Annotated in this window: 14 protein-coding genes; 6 read left to right on the forward strand and 8 right to left on the reverse strand. The window is 72.5% G+C overall.

From position 1 onward, the window contains the following. The first annotated feature begins 70 nt into the window (after nucleotides 1–70). Entirely contained in the window at nucleotides 71–499 is a 429-nt protein-coding gene (locus ODJ79_RS14865; protein ID WP_263024015.1) for a DUF1707 domain-containing protein, read from the forward strand. A gap of 40 nt (nucleotides 500–539) precedes the next feature. Continuing rightward, nucleotides 540–1652 (forward strand): flavin-containing monooxygenase, encoded by a 1113-nt coding sequence (locus ODJ79_RS14870; protein ID WP_263024016.1) that lies wholly within the window; start codon nucleotides 540–542, stop codon nucleotides 1650–1652. 23 nt (nucleotides 1653–1675) lie between these two features. On the opposite strand, the gene ODJ79_RS14875 is transcribed toward ODJ79_RS14870, so the two are convergent. The 3 genes from ODJ79_RS14875 to ODJ79_RS14885 form a co-directional block, all read right to left on the reverse strand. After that, nucleotides 1676–6496, reverse strand: coding sequence for a DUF4011 domain-containing protein (locus ODJ79_RS14875; protein WP_263024017.1), 4821 nt, complete (start codon nucleotides 6494–6496; stop codon nucleotides 1676–1678). A gap of 101 nt (nucleotides 6497–6597) precedes the next feature. Next, complete coding sequence (locus ODJ79_RS14880; RefSeq protein ID WP_263024018.1) at nucleotides 6598–8754, reverse strand: MMPL family transporter; 2157 nt, start codon at nucleotides 8752–8754, stop codon at nucleotides 6598–6600. Between the two features lie 32 nt (nucleotides 8755–8786). Further along, nucleotides 8787–9335 (reverse strand): TetR/AcrR family transcriptional regulator, encoded by a 549-nt coding sequence (locus tag ODJ79_RS14885; RefSeq protein WP_263024019.1) that lies wholly within the window; start codon nucleotides 9333–9335, stop codon nucleotides 8787–8789. Between the two features lie 238 nt (nucleotides 9336–9573). Between ODJ79_RS14885 and ODJ79_RS14890 the strand changes: the two genes are divergently transcribed. Beyond that, nucleotides 9574–11766 (forward strand): MMPL family transporter, encoded by a 2193-nt coding sequence (locus tag ODJ79_RS14890; protein ID WP_411267317.1) that lies wholly within the window; start codon nucleotides 9574–9576, stop codon nucleotides 11764–11766. Nucleotides 11767–11827: 61 nt separating this feature from the next. Here the strand turns inward: ODJ79_RS14890 and ODJ79_RS14895 are convergent, their stop codons facing one another. Both ODJ79_RS14895 and ODJ79_RS14900 read right to left on the reverse strand, forming a co-directional pair. Beyond that, nucleotides 11828–12673 carry an SDR family NAD(P)-dependent oxidoreductase gene (locus ODJ79_RS14895; RefSeq protein ID WP_263024021.1) on the reverse strand — a complete coding sequence of 282 codons (846 nt, stop codon included), beginning with the start codon at nucleotides 12671–12673 and terminating at the stop codon, nucleotides 11828–11830. Between the two features lie 76 nt (nucleotides 12674–12749). Continuing rightward, nucleotides 12750–13967 (reverse strand): YncE family protein, encoded by a 1218-nt coding sequence (locus ODJ79_RS14900; RefSeq protein ID WP_263024022.1) that lies wholly within the window; start codon nucleotides 13965–13967, stop codon nucleotides 12750–12752. 135 nt (nucleotides 13968–14102) lie between these two features. Here ODJ79_RS14900 and ODJ79_RS14905 point away from each other — a divergent pair, with 135 nt between their 5' ends. Further along, nucleotides 14103–15275: a helix-turn-helix domain-containing protein gene (locus ODJ79_RS14905; RefSeq protein WP_263024023.1), complete on the forward strand. Its 1173-nt coding sequence runs from the start codon at nucleotides 14103–14105 to the stop codon at nucleotides 15273–15275. Next, on the forward strand, nucleotides 15221–15985 hold the full coding sequence (locus tag ODJ79_RS14910) for an MBL fold metallo-hydrolase (protein ID WP_263024024.1): 765 nt from the start codon (nucleotides 15221–15223) through the stop codon (nucleotides 15983–15985). Before ODJ79_RS14905 ends, ODJ79_RS14910 begins: the two co-directional genes overlap by 55 nt. Before the next feature lie 3 nt (nucleotides 15986–15988). Here the strand turns inward: ODJ79_RS14910 and ODJ79_RS14915 are convergent, their stop codons facing one another. Further along, nucleotides 15989–17470, reverse strand: a complete 1482-nt coding sequence (locus ODJ79_RS14915) for a GGDEF domain-containing protein (protein WP_263024025.1) — start codon at nucleotides 17468–17470, stop codon at nucleotides 15989–15991. Between the two features lie 98 nt (nucleotides 17471–17568). Between ODJ79_RS14915 and ODJ79_RS14920 the strand changes: the two genes are divergently transcribed. Next, nucleotides 17569–17934 (forward strand): VOC family protein, encoded by a 366-nt coding sequence (locus tag ODJ79_RS14920; RefSeq protein ID WP_263024026.1) that lies wholly within the window; start codon nucleotides 17569–17571, stop codon nucleotides 17932–17934. On the opposite strand, the gene ODJ79_RS14925 is transcribed toward ODJ79_RS14920, so the two are convergent. Beyond that, on the reverse strand, nucleotides 17916–18770 hold the full coding sequence (locus tag ODJ79_RS14925; protein ID WP_263024027.1) for a glycoside hydrolase family 16 protein: 855 nt from the start codon (nucleotides 18768–18770) through the stop codon (nucleotides 17916–17918). The two genes, ODJ79_RS14920 and ODJ79_RS14925, sit on opposite strands and share 19 nt — an antisense overlap. 112 nt (nucleotides 18771–18882) lie before the next feature. Further along, nucleotides 18883–19179, reverse strand: coding sequence for a hypothetical protein (locus ODJ79_RS14930; protein WP_263024028.1), 297 nt, complete (start codon nucleotides 19177–19179; stop codon nucleotides 18883–18885). Nucleotides 19180–19204: the final 25 nt, after the last annotated feature.

Genomic DNA, 19204 nt, shown 5'->3' on the forward strand with positions numbered 1-19204 from the left:
GCCGGTTTGGACCGGGCGACGGCGCACGCCGAGCGGGGCCCGTCGGGTCGCTCGGTGTCATGCTGGATGCATGGCATCGCAGGAGACACCCGGGTTCGACGGACGACGGATTCGCGCCTCGGATGCCGAGCGGGAGCAGGTGGCCCACATCCTGCGGACCGCGATGGGCGAGGGCCGGCTCACCCTGGACGAGGGCGAACAACGCCTGGGCGCGGTCTACCAGGCCGTGCACCGCGACGACCTGGCGGAGCTGACCGCCGACCTGCCCGAGAACGGGCGGTACGCGCTGGCCGACCTGCCGGCGGCGAGAAAAGCGGCGAGGACGGCCGTCGTCCGGGACCGGCGCCGGAAGGCCGCGCTGGTCGCCGCCGTGGTGCTGGGGGTGATCGCTCTGGTCGGGGTGTGGGCGCTCACCGGCGCGCACTTCGTCCTGCCCGGGTTCCTGTTCTTCTTCATCTTCCTGCGCCCGTTCGGGCGCGGCCGGCGCCGCGACCGCTGACGGCATTCCGCCGATGCGTCCCGCAGGGCACACTGCACGCATGGATCAGGTGATCGTGCTCGGGGCCGGTGCGGCCGGGCTGGCCGTCGCCCGGCAGCTCAAAGCGCGCGGCGTGGACTGCGTCGTGCTCGAGCGCGGCCCGGGCGTCGCCACCAGCTGGCGCGGCCGCTACGACCGGCTGCACCTGCACACCATCCGGAGCCTGTCCGGCCTGCCCGGTTTTCCCATCCCCCGCCGGTACGGCCGCTGGGTCGGCCGGGACGACCTGGTGCGCTACCTGGAGACGTACGCCGAGCGGTTCGGCATCGACGTGCGGACCGGCACGCCGGTGGAGCGGGTCAAGCCCGGCGCCGACGGCTGGACGCTGCAGATCGGCGGCGGCACGGAACTGTCCACCCGGACCCTGATCGTGGCGACCGGCTACCTGCACACCCCGGTGGTGCCGCAGTGGCCCGGGCAGGAGAAGTGGACCGGCACCCTGCTGCACTCGGCCGACTACCGCAACCCCGAGCCGTTCCGCGGCAAGGACGTTCTCGTGGTCGGCCCCGGCAACAGCGGCTCCGAGATCGCCACCGATCTGGCCGAGGGCGGCGCCTCCGCGGTGCGGCTCGCGATCCGCACCCCGCCGCACATCGTGCGCCGCGAGACCGCCGGCTGGCCGGCCCAGATGAACGGCCTGCTGCTCGGCCGCCTGCCCGAGCCGGCCCTCAACACGCTCTCCGCCGCGATGGCGCGGCTGGAGATGCCCGATCTCCGCCGGTACGGGATCGCCCGCCCGTCCGAAGGCCTCAAGACCCGCCTGCGCACCCACCGCTACGTCCCGGTACAGGACGTCGGCATCGTCCGGGACGTGGTGGCCGGCCGGGTGCGCCCGGTCGCCGCCGTCGAGGGCTTCACCGAGGACTCGGTGCGCCTCGCGGACGGTTCCACCCTGCGGCCGGACGTGGTCATCGCGGCCACCGGGTACGGGACCGGACTGCGGGAGCTGTTCGACGACCCGTCGCTGTTCGACGAGACCGGCGTGCCGCTGGTGCACGGCGGGGCGCCCGCCCGGCCCGGCCTGTTCTTCGTCGGGTACGACGTCACCCTGGGCGGGATGCTTCGTCAGGTCGCCATCGAGTCGCGGCGGGTGGCCCGGGCGTACCGGGGATGACGTAGTCCGCCCCGCACGCCGGGTCAGCGGTCGTCGTCGTCGGGCAGCGCATGGCGGCCCCGCACCCGTTCGGGTGACGGGCGAACCAGCTCGCGGACCACCGGCCGGTAGGGCGTGCCCGATCGGCGCGACGGCAGACGGTCGAAGGCGGGCGCCGGGTCGGTGATCGCCCGCTGGATCGCGGTCAGCAGCCGGCCCGCCTCCTCCGCCTGGTTCGCGTACCAGTGCGTCGACCACACCCGGTGCAGGTGCCAGCCGAGATCGCGCAGCTCCTGCTCGCGCAGCCGGTCGCGGTCCCGGGTCGAGGGGATCTCCCGGTAGCCGGGGCCGTCGAACTCGATGCCCAGCGCGTACGCCTCGTCGGGGTGGTCCGGGCGCAGGACGCCGATGTCGATCGCCTGGCCGGAGGCGACGATCTTCCGGCGTACGGCGAAGTTCCACTGCTTGATCGTGTCCAGTACGGACTGCTCGAACGCGGTCATCCCCTCTCGGTCGGTGACCTCCCGGCCCAGGGTGGCCGCGTCCCGCTCGGCGTACTCGAGGTACGCCTTCAGATGCCGGATGCTCTCGTTGCCCATGTCCTGGACGTCGGGGGCGCGGATCGACGAGACCACCTCGATGCGCTGCCTCGCCCGGGTGATCGCGACGTTCAGCCGTCGCCAGCCCTGCGGGCGGTTGAGCACGCCGAAGTTGGTGCTGATCTTGTCGTTCTCGTCGTAGCCGTAGCCGACGGACAGGATGATCACGTCGCGGACGTCGCCCTGGACGGCCTCGAGGCTCTTCACGAAGAAGCCGTCCAGCCGGTCGGCGTCGTCGATCAGGTGCTCCAGATCGGGGTGCTCACTGATCATGTCCTGCACGGCCGCCGCGATCGCGTCGGCCTGGGCCACCGACAGCGTGACCACGCCGAGCGTCCGGCCCGGCCGGTGGGTGAGATGGTGCAGCACCCGGGCGGCGACCGCCTCGGCCTCGATCGGGTTGTCCGAAGTGGTCGTCCGGTGGTAGACGCCGTCGACGTGGTAGAGCTGCACGCCGTGGTCGGGCTCTCGGGCGTACGCGCGCGGCAGGCTGACCAGCCGCCCGTGGTAGTACGCGAGGTTGGCGAAGGCGAACAGCGCCTCGTGCCGGCTGCGGTGGTGCCACCACAGCCCGAGGACCGGAAAAGTCTCCCGAGCCAGGTCGAGGATCGACGGGTAGTCCAGCACGTCGTCCTCGACGTGGTCGTAGAAGCTGGTCGGCGGCAGCTGCCGCTCGTCGCCCACGACGATCAGCGCGTTCCCCCGGTACACGCAGTTGATCGCGTCGGCGGTGGTCACCTGGGACGCCTCGTCGATGATCACCACGTCGAACTCGATCTCCGGCGGGAGCAGCCGGCTGACCGCGAGCGGGGACATCAGCAGGCACGGTTTCAGTGCCTGCACCGCATGCCGGGCCTGCGCGATCAGCTCGCGTACGGCGAGATGACCGGTCCGTTTGCTGCCCTCGCGGCGGATCAGCGCCGGCTCGCCGGTCGTCGTGGACGACGGGCGGCGGGCCTCCACGGCGTACACGATGTCGGCCAGCGCCGCCGAGTTGAGCTCGCTGTCCAGCAGCTTGAACACCTCGACCAGATGCACCCGGTCCCCCGCGTCGACCGGCATCAGGCCCTGGTCGGTGCGCAGGATCTGGTCGATCCAGCCGCGATACAGGGCCCGCTCGAGCACCGGCCAGATGCTCTCGGGGGCGACCTCGCGGGCGGCGCAGAACTCGATCGCATCGCTCAGCCCGTAGCCGAGGATCAGGTCCCGGGCGTCCTGGTGCACGAACCACTCCTGCTGCCCGGCGGAGTCGTGCAGCAGATCGACCAGCAGGTCCCGGGCGGTGTCGTAGTCGCCGAGGTGGCCGGTCAGCTCGATCCGCCGCCGCGGGGCGAACGCGGCCAGCACCTGCTCGCGGGCGTGTTCCCAGCCGGCCACCGCGTCGACCAGCCCGTCGCTCGGCTCCGCCTCGGCCAGCGCGTGCGCCTGCTCGACGGTGAGCGGTGCGTCGTGCCCGCGGTGCAGCCGGCGGGCCTCGGCGGTCCAGTCGAGGATCTCGTTCATCAGAACGTCGTTGGTCTTGGTACCGCGGTAGATCGAGCCGAGCACCGCCGCGTGCGGCCGGGCGCTGGCCCAGATCGCCGCCTCGGCCTCGACCGCAGCCTGCCGCTGCTGGGCGATCTCGACCGCCTCGGCGAGGGTGAGATCGTTCCGGCCGGTCGGCCCGCCGTACGCCCGGAGCATCTCGGCCGCCGCGCGCAGCGGCGCGACGTGCGCCCGCAGCCAGGTCACCGCGTCCTGAATGGACCCCTCGCCGAGCTCGGGCCGGGGCGCGCGGGCCGGCGCCTCCCGCAACGAGGCGCGGAACCGGTCGAACCCGTCGCGGGCCTCGCCGACGATGCGCAGCAGCGCGCCGTTCGGGCGGGGCGCGGTCACGTGCACGACGACCGCGGCGAGCGCCTCGGCCGGGGTCTCGCGGATCACGTCGTCCGCGGTGCGCAGCGCCTCCTGGATCGCGGCGAAGTCGGTGTCCAGCCCGTCCCAGTGCCGGCCGAGGATCTCGGCGTGCTCCTCGGCCAGGTCGTCGAGGTGGTCGAGGGCCACCTTCCAGGCCGCCGCGTCCTCGACGTTCGCCAGCGCCTCCTCCGCGCTGACCTCGGGCAGAGCCGCCTCGATCGTGGCCTTCCGGGCCTTCCGGGTGCCCAGCAGCAGCTTCCGCGGGCCGCGCCGGGCGGCGAGCCGCTCGGCCATCTCCGCGATCGGCTCGTTGAGCACGCCCTCGTCGAAGTGCAGGCGGGCCTGTTCCTCGGCGTCGTTGACCGCCTCGACGGCCCGGCGCAGCGCGCGGGCGGCGGCGTGCGCGGCGGCCATCCCGCCCTCGGCGAACCAGGCCGCCTCCGGTTTGGCGTCCCGGGCGATCAGGCCGGCGATGGTGATCACCTGGGCGGCGTCCGGGAAGTCGACCACCGGCGGCAGACCGAGCCGGGCGGTGACCCGGTCCAGCGCCTCCAGCCGGGACTCCAGCAGGTCGGCCTCCTCGGCGAACTTGTTGGCCAGGTGCTCGGCCTGCGCGACGTTCAGCGGAAGCAGGTCGATCGGCTCGGGCCGCAGGTGCGACAGGTCGGGCATGCTGCCCAGGTCGGCGGCCGAGGGCAGCTCGGTCCACGGGATCCCGCCGTAGCGCAGGGCGGCCAGGTGCTCGGTCAGCTCGGCGGCGGCCTGCCGCACGGGCTGGAGGGCGGCGGTGGTGAGCCACTCCTCGATGATCTTGGCGGGCCGCCGGGCGGCGTGCGCGGCCAGCGCGGCCAGCGTGCCCGCACCGGCCGGCTCGTGCAGGTCGAACGCGTCGGCCAGGGTGGAGTTGGCGACGACGCTTTCGGCCAGCCGGCCGAGCGCCGTCAGCGCCTGCTGGAGCGCGCCCTCCATCGGCTCCCGCTCGACCGCGTCCCGCCACAGGTAGGTCTCGCTGCGCAGCCGGCCGAGCCGGCCGACGGCCGCCCGGATCTGGTCGAGGCCGTCCGTGGTGAGCTCGGCCGGGATCTCGTACGGCACCGGCGCGGCCGGCACGGCGTGCATCGTGGCGCAGATGCCGATCATCTCGTGCAGGCTGCGGCCGAGCGGTTGCCGGATGCGGTTCATGGCTTCCGCGTACGCCGAGAGCCGTTCCCGCCGTTCCCGCGTCGCGCGCCGGTCGATCGGGTCCATCGTGGCCAGCGGCGCCGGGTCGGTGTCCAGCGCGTCGGCCAGCGCTCGCGCGACCTCCCGCCGGCCGGTCGAGTTGCTGTGCAGCGGCAGCAGGTAGTTGCCGAGCCCGGACTCGGCGAGCCGCTGCTGCACGGTGTCGAGCGCGGCGGCCTTCTCCGAGACGACCAGCACCCGCTTGCCGGCGTGCAGCAGGCAGCCGACCAGGTTCGCGATCGTCTGCGACTTGCCGGCGCCCGGCGGGCCGTCCAGCACGAAGCTGTGCCCGGCCATCGCGGCGGCGATCGCGGCGCGCTGGGTGGCGTCGGCGTCGAGCAGCAGCGGTACGTCCTCGGCCGGGGCGATCTCGTCGATCCGGGTCGGGTCGGGCGGCTCGAAGGCGAACCGCCGGGCCGCGTCCCGGGTGGCCAGCGCGCGCACGATCGGGTGCTCGACGATGTGCGGCTCGCTCTCCATCAGGTCGGCGTGGATCGCCTCGCGGTGCACGCCGAAGGTGGACAGCACCACGGCCTCGTCGGCGTACCAGCCGGGCCGCTCGCCGATGGCCACGTCGATGTGCGCCCAGAGCACGGTCACGTCGAGGTCGGCGAGCGCGCCCACCGCGGGCAGCTCGATGCCGAGCGCGCTCATCCGCAGCGCCAGGGCCGGGTTCACGATCGGGTCGTCGTGTCGGGCCCGCAGCACCGGACCGGCCGGGTCGATCTCGACCGGGACCAGCAGGATCGGGCTCTGGTACGGGATGTTCCGGTAGTCGGTCCAGTGCAACATCCCGACCGCGAGGTAGAGCGAGGACACGCCCCGGTCGAGCATCTCCTGCCGGGACCGCCGGTAGAACCGGTGCAGCAGCGCGCCGAGGTCGTGCTCGGCCAGTCCGGTGTGCAGCAGCGGCCGGTACTGGTCCGTGTCCTCGCCGGGGAAGCCGAAACCGCCGTCGTCCTGCAGCACCTTCATCAGCATCTTCGGCGACGGGCCGGTGATCTCCACGGCGTCCGACGGAGTGCGGCCGAAGTTGAGCAGACGGTTGGCGTCGGTGAGGTCGACGAGCCCGTCGCGCCACGTTTCGAGCGCAGCCCGGACCTCGCCGTCGGGTTGCCCGCCCCGCTCCGCTGCATGATCCGGCCACATACCGTCAATTGCAGCAAGTCGGACGGCCGTCACGCTGGTGATTCGCCCGCTTCCTTCCGGATAAACCCGGCTTTATCCAGGAAGCGGGCGATCTTACCAGGTCAGCCGACCGGGACGGGCTCCTTCGGCTCCCGCTCCAGCGCCGCGCCCTCGACGTCGAGGGCCGGGAGCTTCCGCAGCCAGCGCGGCAGCCACCAGGCGGCCTTGCCCATGATCGAGATCGCCGCCGGAATCGCGATCATGCGGACCACCAGGGCGTCGAAGAGGATGCCGATGGCCAGCGCGAACGCGATCGGCTTGACCGTGTCGTTGCCCTGCGGCACGAAGCCGGCGAAGACCGAGAACATGATCGTGGCGGCGGCGACCACCACCGGTGCGGCCTGCCGGAAGCCGGTGACCACCGCGACCCGGGGCGCCGCGCCGTGCGCGTGCGCCTCGTGCATCCGGGACACCATGAACACCATGTAGTCCATCGCCAGGCCGAACAGGATGCCGACGATGATGATCGGTGACAGGCTCAGCAGCGGCCCATTGACCTGGACGTTGGCCAGATCGGAGAGCCATCCCCACTGGAACACCGCGACCGTGGCGCCGAACGCGGCGCCGATCGTGAGCAGGAAGCCGAGCACGCCGACCACCGGCACCAGGATCGACCGGAAGACCAGCACCAGCAGGAGGAACGCGAGGCCGACGACGAGCGCGAGGTAGACCGGCAGCGCCGCGTCCAGCTTCTGCGACACGTCGATGCTGATCGCGGTCTGGCCGGTCACGTACACCTTGGCCCCGGGTCCGTCGTTGACCTTGTCACGTACCGCGTGGACCAGGTCGACGGTGGCCGGGGAGTCCGGGCCGCTGGCCGGGATGATCGTGATGAGCGCGGCGTCGCCGGCCTGGTTCGGGCGCGGCGGGGTTGCCACCGCCACGCCGGGCAGGGTGGCGACCTGCCGGCTGACGGAGCTCGCCCAGGAGCCGGAGCCGGGCCCGTCCACCAGCACCAGCAGCGGACCGGCGAAGCCCGGGCCGAACCGCTCGGCGATGATCGCGTCGGCCTTGGCCTGGGTGCTGCCCGGGACCTGCTTCAGGATCAGCGAGGTCTGCATCCTGGTGACCGGGATGGCGATCACGCCGAGCGCGGCCACCGCGACGACCAGGCTGAGCCAGTGGCGCCGAGTGACCAGGTTCGCCCAGCCCTTGAAGAAGCCGCGCTCCGGCCGAGGTGGCTCCGGCACGGTCCGCCGCTTGCGCGGGAGCGCCTTGAGCCCGATCAGGCCGAGAACCGCGGGGACCAGGGTGATGGCGACCAGCACGGCGATGACGATCGTGGCGGCCGCGGCCAGGCCCATCTCGGTGAGGAACGGGATGCCCGCCACGCTGAGGCCGGCCAGCGCGATCACCACGGTCAGGCCCGCGGTCACCACCGCCGAGCCGGCCGTGCCGACCGCCATGGCCGCCGCCTCCGGCACCGGCAGGCCCCGCCACAACTCCTGCCGGAAGCGCGTGAAGATGAACAGCGCGTAGTCGATGCCGACCGCGAGGCCGAGCATCACCGCGAGGATCGAGGTGGTCGACTGGAGATCGACGAAGCCGGTCAGGGTGACGATGCCGAGCGCGCCGATGGCGACGCCGACGATCGCGGTGAGCAGGTTCATCCCGGCCGCGACCAGCGAGCGGTAGGTCAGCGCGAGCACCAGCAGCGCCACCACCACGCCGATCCCCTCGGCCGGGCCGCCCACGTCAGCGCCCGACTCCTTGGTCGCGTCGCCGCGCACCTCGACGGTGAGCCCGCCGGTGCGGGCCTGGGCGACCGCGTCCGTCAGCGCGTCGCGCTCGTCGGCGGTGATCTCCGACGCCTGTACGCCGTAACTGAGCGTGCTGTACGCGGCCGTCTGATCGCGGGACACGATCGGCGACTTCGGGTCCAGCGGGTTGGTCGCCGCGACGACGCCGGGCAGCTTGCCGAACGCGGCGACGGCCTGCGCCACCTGGCCCGCGTTGGCCGGATCGGTGATCTTGCCGCCGCCCGGGGCCTCGAACACCACCTGGGCGGTCGCGCCGGCCGAGGCGTTGCCGAAGCGCTGCTTGAGCAGGTCGAGGGCGATCGTCGACTCCTGGCCCGGAATCGAGAACGAGTTCACGGTCGGGCCGGAGAGCGTGGCGGCGCCGACGCCGACCGCGACCAGCGCCACCAGCCAGGCGACGGTGACGACGATGCGGTGCCGGACGGCCGCCAGGCCGAGGCGATGCAGCAGGGTTGCCATGAGGGTCTGGTCCTCTGTGAAGGGGTGGGTGATCAGCGCCCGTGGCCGAGCGCGTCGTAACTGACCTCGACGAGCGCGTCGAGGTGCACCTTCTCCGGCAGGGCGACCGCGGTCACCGCCAGCGCGCCGAGGGCACCGACGATGCGCAGCAGGCGAGGCAGCTCGACCTCGGTGACGCATTGGTCGTCGACGCCGAAGGCCGCGAAGACCACCCCGCCGACCTGCTGCAGCATCTCGCTGTCGGGCGCGCTCATCAGGCCGCTGAGCAGCAGCGCGACGGCGCCCGGCCGGGCCAGGGCGAGCCGCGCGACACCGGCGATCACGACCCGGTCGCGGGCCGGGCCGACCGGCAGGCCCTCGGCCTCGGCGGCGATCGCCCGCATGTCGGTCAGCGCCCGGTCGACCACCGCGTCCTGCAGCGCCTCCTTGGTCGGGAAGCGGTGCAGCAGGCCGGTCTTCGAATACCCCACGGCGTCGGCGACCCGCTGGATCGACGTCTCCTTGAACCCGTGCCGGGCGAAAAGGGTCGCCGCGGTCTCGAGGATCTCGTCCTCGATCTGCTGCTTGGTGGGGCGCGGCATGCGGACCATCGTAGTCCGTTACCGACCAACCTGGTCCGGAACCGACCGTGTCGGTCCTCACACCGCCCGGGGCCCGGCGCGAAGCTGATCTGGAGGTCCTAGGGGGAAGCCCCGAGTGCCCGCCACCCGATTGGGCAAAACGGACCGGGGGGCGACCGGGGTCTGGCCCGGATGTTCCCAGCGGCCGCTCTGCCTAATTTCAGCTAGGACACAGAAAAGCTGAGAAGGGGGCCCCAAGATGGGGAAGCGGCCGATGACGGTTCGCATGGCGCGGTGGAGCGCCGAGCACCCGTGGCGCGCGATCGCGCTCTGGGTGGTGTTCGTGGCAGTGTGCTTCGTGGGCGGCAACATGGCCGGCACCCACAAGGCGACCGCGCAGGACGACGCGATCGGCGAGTCCGGTCAGGCGTACGTGATGATCGAGCACGGCAAGTTCGCCGACGAGCCCGCCGTGGACAACGTCCTGATCACGCCGATGTCCGGCAAGCTCGACGTCGCCGCCGCGACCAAGGCCGCGAAGGCCGCGCAGGCCAAGCTCGGCGAGGTCACCGGCGTCGCGAAGGTCGGCGACCCGGTGCCGTCCAGCAACGGGCAGGCGCTGCTCGTCCCGATCACCATGACCGGCGACCCGGACACCGCCCCCGACCGCGTCGAGCCGCTGCGCGCGGCCACCGCCGAGGTGCAGGCGCAGTACCCGGCGCTGCGGGTGGAGGAGGTCGGCGGCCCGTCCATCGAGAAGGCGCTCAACGACACCCTCGGCAAGGACTTCCAGAAGGCCGAGATCCTCAGCCTCCCGGTCACCCTCGCCATTCTGATCCTCGCCTTCGGCGCGCTGATCGCGGCCGGCGTGCCGGTGCTGCTGGCGCTCTCCTCGGTGGTCGCCGCGATGGGCCTGTCCACACTTGCCTCGCACCTGGTGCCGATGGGCGACGCCACGGGCAGTGTGATCCTGCTGATCGGCATGGCCGTCGGCGTCGACTACTCGCTGTTCTACGTGCGACGGGAACGCGAGGAACGGGCGAAGGGCCGCGGGCACGTGGACGCCGTGGAGATCGCGGCGGAGACCTCCGGGCACGCGGTGGTGGTCTCCGGCACCGCCGTGATCATCGCGATGGCCGGGCTGTTCCTGGCCGGCGACTCGACGTTCTCTTCCCTGGCGACCGGCTCGATCCTGGTCGTCGCGGTCGCCGTGATCGGCTCGCTGACCGTGCTGCCCGCGCTGCTGGCCAAGCTCGGCCGCTGGGTGGACCGGCCGCGGGTGCCGCTGATCTGGCGCCTGAACCGCAACGGCGGCGAGGGCCGGATGTGGCGCAAGATCCTCTCCCCGGCGCTCAAGAAGCCGGCGATCACCCTCGCGGTGAGCGTGCTGGCCCTGCTCGCGCTGGCCGCGCCGGCGCTCGGCATGAAGCTGAAGTTCCCAGGGACCGAGGACCTGCCCCGCACCACGCCGGCGATGCAGGCGTACGACCGGCTGGCCGCGGCGTACCCGAGCAACGGCACCACCCACGTCGTGGCGGTCGAGGCCCCGGCGAGCCAGGCCACCGCGGTCAAGGCGGCGCTGACCAAGCTGGCCCACAGCACCCAGGGCGACCCGCTGTTCGCGCCGCTGGAGACCACCGGCCCGAAGATCGACGTGTCGGCCGACAAGACGGTCGCGGTGCTGGACATCGCCACGCCGTTCTCGGCCCGCAGCGACAAGGGCGCCGACTCGCTGCACGAGCTGCGGCAGAAGCTGGCCCCGGCGGCGCTCGGCGGTATCACCGGCGCGAAGTACGCGGTGGCCGGCGGCGTCGCCGAGAACGAGGACTACGCCAAGCACGTCTGGCAGACCCTGCCGATCGTGGCCGCCTTCGTGCTCGCCCTCACCTTCCTGGTGATGGCGTGGACGTTCCGGTCGGTCGTCATCGCGCTGACCTCGATCCTGCTGAACCTGCTGTCCGCGGCCGCGGCGTACGGCCTGCTGGTCCTGGTCTTCCAGAACCACTGGGCCGAGGGCCTGCTCGGCTTCACCTCGACCGGCGCGATCGTCAGCTGGCTGCCGCTGTTCCTGTTCGTGGTCCTGTTCGGGCTGTCGATGGACTACCACGTCTTCGTGGTCAGCCGGATCCGGGAGGCGGTCGGCCGCGGGGTGCCGACCCGGGAGGCGGTCGCCGACGGCATCACGGGCTCGGCCGGCACGGTCTCCAGCGCCGCGATCGTGATGGTCGCCGTCTTCTCGATCTTCGCGACGCTCAGCACGATCGACATGAAGCAGCTGGGCGTCGGCCTGGCCGCGGCGATCCTGCTGGACGCGACGATCATCCGGGCGGTCGTGCTGCCGTCGCTGATGACGCTGCTCGGCCCGGCGAACTGGTGGGCGCCACGGTTCCTGCGGCCCCGCGCCGTCTCCTCCGAGGAAGAGCAAACGCCGGAACTGGTCGGAGTTTCCTGACCGAAAGCAATGAGCCGCCCTTCCACGGGGGAGGGCGGCCCATTGCTGCCCGCCAAGGGCTTCACGAGACGGGATCGGTGAAGTGCGGCCGGATCGACGACGGTCGTGAGCCGTCCACGTCGGTGAAGCCGTACACCTCGGCCAGCTCGGCCGCGACCACGCAGCGGCCGGTATGACGCCGCACGTCGGGGTCGGCCGCAAGCGCCGCGACCGCCCGGCCGACGAACTCGGGGGATTCCGAGTTGGACAGGTCGAAGAACTCCGCCGCCCGCAGCACGCTCTCGGTGCGCACCAACCCGGGATACAACGCGACCGCGGTGACGTCACGGGCGGTCAGCTGCGCGGCGGTCACCGCGACCATCCGGTCGTCGGCCGCCTTGGCCACGCTGTAGGCGACCTGGTCGGTCCCGTTGAGGTAGCTGCCGGGGAAGAACGACACGGTGACGACAAGCGCGCCGGCCCGTAGTACCGGCACGGCGAGGACGGTCGCCGCATAGTGTGCGCGCACCCCCGACGTGAACATGTCGTCCCACACCCGTAGTGGCTGCTCCCAGAACGGGCCCTGCATATCCGCGGGGCGGTCCTCGTGGTAGGACGCATAGCCACCCCACACGTTGTTGACCAAGAGGTCCAGCCCGCCCCGCTCGTCCCGCACGCGCTCGAACAGTGCGGCCGTCTGCCGGTCGTCGGTGTGGTCGCAGGCCACGGCCACGCCGGTGCCACCGGCCGCGGTCACCGCCCGGGCCGACTCCTCCACCGTGCCGCCCAGCACCGGAAAGGTCACCCGATCGCCGGTCGACCGGCCGGTCACGTACACGACGTATCCGGCCGCGCCGAGCGCCAGCGCGATCCCCTTGCCCACGCCCCGGCTCGCGCCGGTCACCACCGCCACCCGCTGCTCAGTCATGGCAGAGAGGATGGCAGAGCGGTACGACAGGAACGGCCGGCCGGAAAGCGACCGGCCGGCCGTGCCTACGGTTGCCTCAGGGTGCCGTCCAGCCGGTCGGGACGTGCCCGATCCGGACCCGCTGCGGGTGATCGCCGACCGCCACCGAGGTCACCTTCTGCCCGGTGGCGAAGCTGATCGCGGTCACCTGGTCGGCGCCCGACTCGGAGATCACGCAGTCCTGGCCGTCCCCGCTCACCGTGGCCCAGTACGGCTTGCTCGCGGTGACCAGCGGTCCCGGGGCGAGCGTCGCCCGGTCGAGCACGGTCGCGTAGTCGTCCATCGTGCCGGCCACGCAGAGCTTCGAGCCGTCCGGGCTCATCGACAGCCCGTGGTGCCGGGAGTCGTTCACCCAGGTGGTCCGGTCCGGGTTGGTGGCCGGGTTGAGCGGGAGCTCCTTGACCCTGGTGATCTTGTCGGTGGCCACGTCGTACTCGACGACGCCGGCGAAGAACGACACCTGGAAGTACAGCTTCGACTCGTCCGGGGTGAAGACCGCCGGCCGGACCGCGTCGGACAGGTCGGACCGGCCGAAGGCGTCCAGCCGCGGCCGCATGTCGATCGTCTTGACCACCTGGTACGTCTTGGCGTCGGCGACCGTGATGTGCCGGTCGCCCTTGGTCCAGTCCATCGACGGGTCGTCCAGCGAGGTGTTCACCTCGCCGATCGACATGTTCCAGAGATATCTGCCGTCCCTGGTGAAGATGTTCTCGTGCGGCTTGTCGCCGGCCCCGAACGAGCCCAGCTGCTTGCCGGTGACGATGTCCAGCACGTGCACGGTGTTCGAGGTGGAGGCGGAGACGGCGACCTTGGTGCCGTCCGGCGAGACCGCCATGTGGTCGGCCCGGTAGCCGGAGACCGCGAACCGCCACTTCTCGGCGCCGGTGGCCAGGTCGATCGAGACCACGTCGGCGAAGCTGGGCCGGGAGACGACCAGCGCGTCCCCGGCCGGCGTGGTGTACATGTCGTCGACGAGTTGGTCGTGCCCCTCCCCCGGGCCCTGCTGGATGCCGAGGTAGTAGGCCAGCTTGATCGGGTTGAGGTAGATCTCGAGGAGCCGCTGGGTCTTGTCGGGCACCACGTTGATCCGCCCGATCTTGGCGAAGTCGCCGCTCGAGTGGATCACGTCGACGGTGCCGTCCCAGTTGTTGCCGACGAACATGACTTCCTGAACAGCGGGCGCCGCGGTGGGTGTGCCGGCGACGACCAGCAGCGCGGCCAGGGCGCCTTTAAAAAGTCCGATGTGTACGCTCATGACGGGTTCCCCTGCCAGGGTCGATACTGTTACCTTTCGGTAACACCATGGGAACAAGCCAGCGATCGACATCGATAGAGGGCAGCACCCAATGCCGCAGCGTCACCTTGTGGTCGGGCGACAATCGGACCGACCGTGCTGACCGGGACGGTCGCCGCCCTGGTGCACGACATGTCCCAGGACGAGCAGCTGGTCGACGACGTCGTCGCCTCGGCCCGGGCCCAGTTCCCCGAGGTCGCCCGGCTGCCGTTCGCGGAGAGCCGGCGGCATGTCGCGGCGCTGCTGGCCGCCGGGTTCGCGGCGTTCGAACGGGCCGCGGCCGACGGTGAGTTCGGGTCCGATCTCGACTTCAGCGAGGCACGCCGGTTCGGGGCCGAGCGGGCGGCCCTCGGCGTACCCGTGGCGGGGTTGATGGCCGGGGTGCACGGCGGCCGCAGCCGCCTCCTGGAGATCGCCATCAACCGCGGCCGCGAATCCGGCATCCCGTACGACGAGCTCCTGCAGGCCCTGCTCCAGCTGGACCGATACGGCACCGAGCTGGAACGCCACGTGATCGACGGCTACCGGCAGGCCGAGCGCCAGCTGAACCGGGACGACCGGACCGCACGGATCCGGGTGCTGCGCCGGCTGCTGCTCGACGACGACGGCGCCCCGGCCGCCCCCGAGGAAGACCCGGCCCGCTTCGGGTTGCACGCGAGCGGCACGTACCACTGTGTCGTCACCGACGTGGCCGATCCCGCCCGCGTACGGTCGCTGGAGGACGCCTTCACCCGATGCGGCGGCGTGCTCGCCCCGGTGGGCGGCCGGCTCAGCGGCCTGACGCCGCGGGTGCCGCCCGGGCGCGCGCTCGACCCGTCCGTCCTGGTGGTGACCACCCCGCCGGTCACGCTCGACCAGGCCCGCAACGCCTACCGCCTGTGCCGCACCGCGCTGCACGCCGCCCGGTCCCGGGAGTCCACCGGCATCTGCGACGTGGTCGACCTGGCCGGCGAGACCGCGCTCGGCGCCCAGCCGATGCTGGCCGGCTTCCTCAGCAGCGGGCTGCTCGGCGCGCTCGACCCGGCCGACGACTTCCACCGCGGGCTGGTCGCCACCGCGCTCGCCTACCTCGACCACGGGCAGCGGCTCGACCTGACCGCGGGCGCGCTGCACCTGCATCCGAACACGGTCCGCTACCGGCTGCGCCGCCTGCAGGACCTGACCGGCTTCGGCACCCCGGCCGAGGGCCTGCCGGTGCTGGAGACGATCCGCTGGTGGTGGGCGCTGCACGCGTGGTCGCGCCGGCCCGCCGAGACCGCGGCCGGTTGATGCGGCTCACCGTGCTGGGCGCGTGCGGGGCGTGGCCGTCGCCGGGCGCGGCCTGCAGCGGCTTCCTGGTCGAGCACGACGGGTTCCGCCTGGTGCTCGACCTCGGGTACGCCACGATGCCGCGGCTACCCTCCCCCGAGACGGTCGACGCCGTCATCATCAGCCACGGCCACCCCGACCACTGCGCCGACCTCAACCCGCTGCTGCGCTCCCGCTCGCTGCGCGACTCCCCCGCGCCGCCGCTCCCGGTGTACGCGCCGCCGGGCGCGCTCGACGCGGTGCTGGCCCTGGACCGGCCCAGGATGCTCGACTACGACCTGCGCCCGTTCGAGCCCGCGGTCGGCCCGTTCCGGGTGGAGACCCGGCCGCTGCCGCACTGGGTGCCCAACGCCGGCATCCGGTTGACGGCCGGCGGCGCCACGCTGGCGTACACCGGCGACACCGGTCCCAGCCCGGAGATCGTCACGCTGGCCCGCGGCGCCGACCTGCTGATCGCCGAGGCCAGCTACGTCGACGAGGTGCCCGAGGACTCGCGGGCCTACCTGTCGAGCGCGCGTCAGGCCGGCCGGGACGCGGCGGCGGCCGGTGCCGGCCGTCTCCTGCTCACCCACCTGATGCCGGGAACGCCGCCCGAGGCCGCGGTCGCCGCCGCCGGCTTTCCGGGCCCGGTCGAGGTCGCCAGGGCGGGTGCCGTCGTTCTCGTCGAGTGACTGTTACGCCGGGTCCAGGACCGGCCGGCGGCCGGGGCGGGTGGATTTGACCGCGTACATCTGGGCGTCGGCGCGGCGCACCACCGCGTCCAGGTCCAGGTCGTCCGGCGCCCGCACGGCGACGCCGACGCTCGCGCCGATCACGACGCGACGACCGGAGATCGTGAACGGCTCGGCGAGGCCGACGGCCAGGCGGGCGCCGACTTCCTCGGCCTCCGCGCGGTCCGTGACGCCGGGCATGAGAACCGCGAACTCGTCGCCGCCGAGCCGCGCGACCAGATCACCCTCGCGGGTCTCGGCGCGCAGCACGCGGCCGACCTCGACGAGCAGGGCGTCGCCGACGGCGTGGCCGTGCTGGTCGTTGACCGGCTTGAAGCCGTCGAGGTCCAGGTACAGCAGCGCGAAGGGGCCGTCGAGGGCCTCCTCGGCGCTGCGCACGAACAGGGCGCGGTTCGCCAGGCCGGTCAGCGCGTCGTGGTAGGCGAGGTGGTGCAGCTCCTGCTCGCGGGCGCGCAGCTGGGCCACGACGCGGCGCAGGTCGCGGCTCAGCGCGGTGTTGTCCCGCAGCGCCACCATCTGGCGGACCAGGACCAGCAGGATCACCGTGCCGAGCAGGACGGCCAGGAACGCGGTCATCTTCTCGCCCCGGGCCAGCAGCTCGACGGCGGCGAGGACCGCGGCGGCGAGCGGCACATAGGGCAGCCACGGCAGGAACGGCACGCTCTGCCCGGCGTCGCCGCGCCGGCTCGCCGGGGCGCGGTGCGCGGCCAGGGCGATGAGGATGAACCCGGCGACCCAGCCGGTGTCGATCGGGTTGCCGCAGTTGTAGGTGGCGTGCTGGTTGAGGTACGCGAACCCGAGGTCGCCGACGCTCAGGGCGACAGCGGCGGCGAGCATCAGCGCCGCGGTCATCCGGTGCCCGGCCGCCGCCCGCCGCAGCAGGATCAGCGCCACCGAGGCGAGGAGCACGTCGCTGAGCGGATACGCCAGCGACACCGCCTTCGCCCCGGCCGTGAGACTGCCGTCCCGGTACACGTCCTCCAGGACGAACACCCAGCTGAGGAAAAGCAGGGAGCCGGCGATCACGAGCCCGTCCAGCATCACCTTCAGCAGACCCCGGCGTACGCCCAGGACCGCCACCAGGCCGGCGACGGCGGCCGGCACCATCGTCAGGAAGCCGAAGTCGCCGAGGTTGGGAAACGGCGCGTTCCCCTCCCGGAACGTCACGTAGTAGGCCCACACCGACTCGCCGAACGCCCAGCCGACCATGCCGACGGCGAGGACCGCCCACCCGTAACGGGCCCGGCCCGCGCACCGGCGGGCGGTGCGGACGGCACTGGCCGCGGCGATCAGCGCGCCGAGGATGAGCATCCCGACGCTGACGTTCGTCGCGGCCTGCGAGCCGGCGGGCAGCAACCGCAGCGCGAGGAAGTGGGTGACCACCAGACCCGCGCCGAGCAGCGTTACCCGTACCTGACGTGACATGCGCACACTGTCGGGTCGGCCAGTTGCCGGGAAGGTGCCGCCGGGGTGCGCGGCGGTTGCGGAGCGGCGGCCCGTCCCGCCCAGGGCAGAATCGGCGCATGGGAAACGTGTGGGGCGGCGTCACGATCGATTGTCTCGACCCGGAGCGGGTGGCCCGGTTCTGGAGCGCGCTGCTCGGCCGGGAGCCGGGCCCGTCCCCCGCGGGGTGGGTCTACCTCGGCCGGCGTGGCGACCTGCTGCCGCGCCTGATTTTCCAGCCGGTACCCGAGCCACACCCGGGCAAGGTGCGCATCCACCTGGACGTGATCGTCGACGACATCGACGAGGGCATGGCCCAGGCGATCGCGCTCGGCGGCCGCTTCACCGGCGAACGCCACGACTACGACGAGGGCGTGGTCGTCGTCATGGCCGATCCCGAGGACCACGAGTTCTGCCTGTGCCAGTACTACAGCGGCGCCGCGTAGACCTTCACCCAGTCGACGTCCATCACGACCTTGGCCGGCGTGCTCGCGTTCCGGCACGGGATGAACTCGCTGCACCCCTGGTCGAGTTGCAGCGCCAGGTGCATGACCGACTCCGTCGGGAGGCCGGTCCTGATGTCGCCCGGGGTGACGTTGAAGATCTTCTTGCCGTCCAGGTAGTAGGTGACCCGGGTCGGTAGCCAGTCCACGGCGATCGTGTGGAACTTGGTGAAGTCGGCCTTCGTGTCGTGCCCGACGATGTTGTTGTCCTTGCCGTGGTGGAGGAAGCTGCCGAAGCCGGAGCGCTGCGGGCTGTTCATCTCGGCCAGGTCGATCTCGCCGGCCGCCGGCCAGTCGCTGTTGTTCTTCGGCCACAGCAGCACATCCGGGGCGTAGCCGGCGCCGGACTGAACGCGGAAGCGCACCTCCCACCGGCCGTACTTCTGGTCGTGCAGCAACATCACGCCGGCCCCGACGTCCTTGCCCAGCCGGGCGTTGACGCCGCCGGTCAGGTGCAGCTGCCCGCCGGAGACGGACACCTGGTCACCGCTGCGCGGCGGGCTGGCGTCCGGGGTGTCGTACTTGCCCCACTTGCCGGAAAGCGGCCCGTCGAAGTTCTCGACCGCCGTCGGGTCACCCCAGAACGACGACCGGGAGGGCTTGGTGGAGGGCTTGCCCGAGGGCGAGGGCGAGGCGCCGCTCGAAGCGGAGGCGGAGGGGCTCACCGCCGCGAGGTCGGGCAGGTCCGACGCGGCCGGCGCGGACGCCGAGCCGTCCCGTGCGGCGAAGTCGGACTCCAGCCCGCCGCCGCCCGTCCCGCACGCGGCGGCAGCAAACACCAAAGCCAAAGCACCAAGACGCCGTACGTGATCAAGCACGGTCCAGCAGTGTGCCGCCCGCGCGCCGGCACCGCGACGGTGAAACGGCCCGGCCTTTCACCCCTCTGGCCGGCTATTCCGTCCGCAGAGCCGACACGGAACGGGACGCGGGGCGCCTTCGCGGGACGTTTACGGCGCAGCACCTCGCCGAGCGCGGCATCCTCGGCGTGGCCGAGCCCGGCCGCCCGGCGAAGAGGAGCGCCGCGTCGCCGTCGCCCAGCGCCGCGAGCGACACCGGCGGCGCCGCGTCGAGGCCCACCAGGACGGCCGACTCGCCGGCGCCGGGCAGCAGCTTGCCGCCGGGCAGCAGCTTGCCGGCGCCGGGCAGCAGCAGGCGCACCTCCTCAGGGTCGGCCGCGTTGTCCAGCACGACCAGCGCGCGGTCAGCACGGTGC

It is taken from the genome of Actinoplanes sp. KI2 (assembly GCF_025630775.1).
GTDB lineage: Bacteria > Actinomycetota > Actinomycetes > Mycobacteriales > Micromonosporaceae > Actinoplanes.

What these genes read in the sequence shown, in the direction of transcription:
- ODJ79_RS14865 (WP_263024015.1), top strand. Translation starts at nt 71, where the DNA reads ATGGCATCGCAGGAGACACCCGGGTTCGACGGACGACGGATTCGCGCC.
- ODJ79_RS14870 (WP_263024016.1), top strand. Translation starts at nt 540, where the DNA reads ATGGATCAGGTGATCGTGCTCGGGGCCGGTGCGGCCGGGCTGGCCGTC.
- ODJ79_RS14875 (WP_263024017.1), bottom strand. Translation starts at nt 6,496, where the DNA reads ATGTGGCCGGATCATGCAGCGGAGCGGGGCGGGCAACCCGACGGCGAG.
- ODJ79_RS14880 (WP_263024018.1), bottom strand. Translation starts at nt 8,754, where the DNA reads ATGGCAACCCTGCTGCATCGCCTCGGCCTGGCGGCCGTCCGGCACCGC.
- ODJ79_RS14885 (WP_263024019.1), bottom strand. Translation starts at nt 9,335, where the DNA reads ATGCCGCGCCCCACCAAGCAGCAGATCGAGGACGAGATCCTCGAGACC.
- ODJ79_RS14890 (WP_411267317.1), top strand. Translation starts at nt 9,574, where the DNA reads ATGGGGAAGCGGCCGATGACGGTTCGCATGGCGCGGTGGAGCGCCGAG.
- ODJ79_RS14895 (WP_263024021.1), bottom strand. Translation starts at nt 12,673, where the DNA reads ATGACTGAGCAGCGGGTGGCGGTGGTGACCGGCGCGAGCCGGGGCGTG.
- ODJ79_RS14900 (WP_263024022.1), bottom strand. Translation starts at nt 13,967, where the DNA reads ATGAGCGTACACATCGGACTTTTTAAAGGCGCCCTGGCCGCGCTGCTG.
- ODJ79_RS14915 (WP_263024025.1), bottom strand. Translation starts at nt 17,470, where the DNA reads ATGTCACGTCAGGTACGGGTAACGCTGCTCGGCGCGGGTCTGGTGGTC.
- ODJ79_RS14920 (WP_263024026.1), top strand. Translation starts at nt 17,569, where the DNA reads ATGGGAAACGTGTGGGGCGGCGTCACGATCGATTGTCTCGACCCGGAG.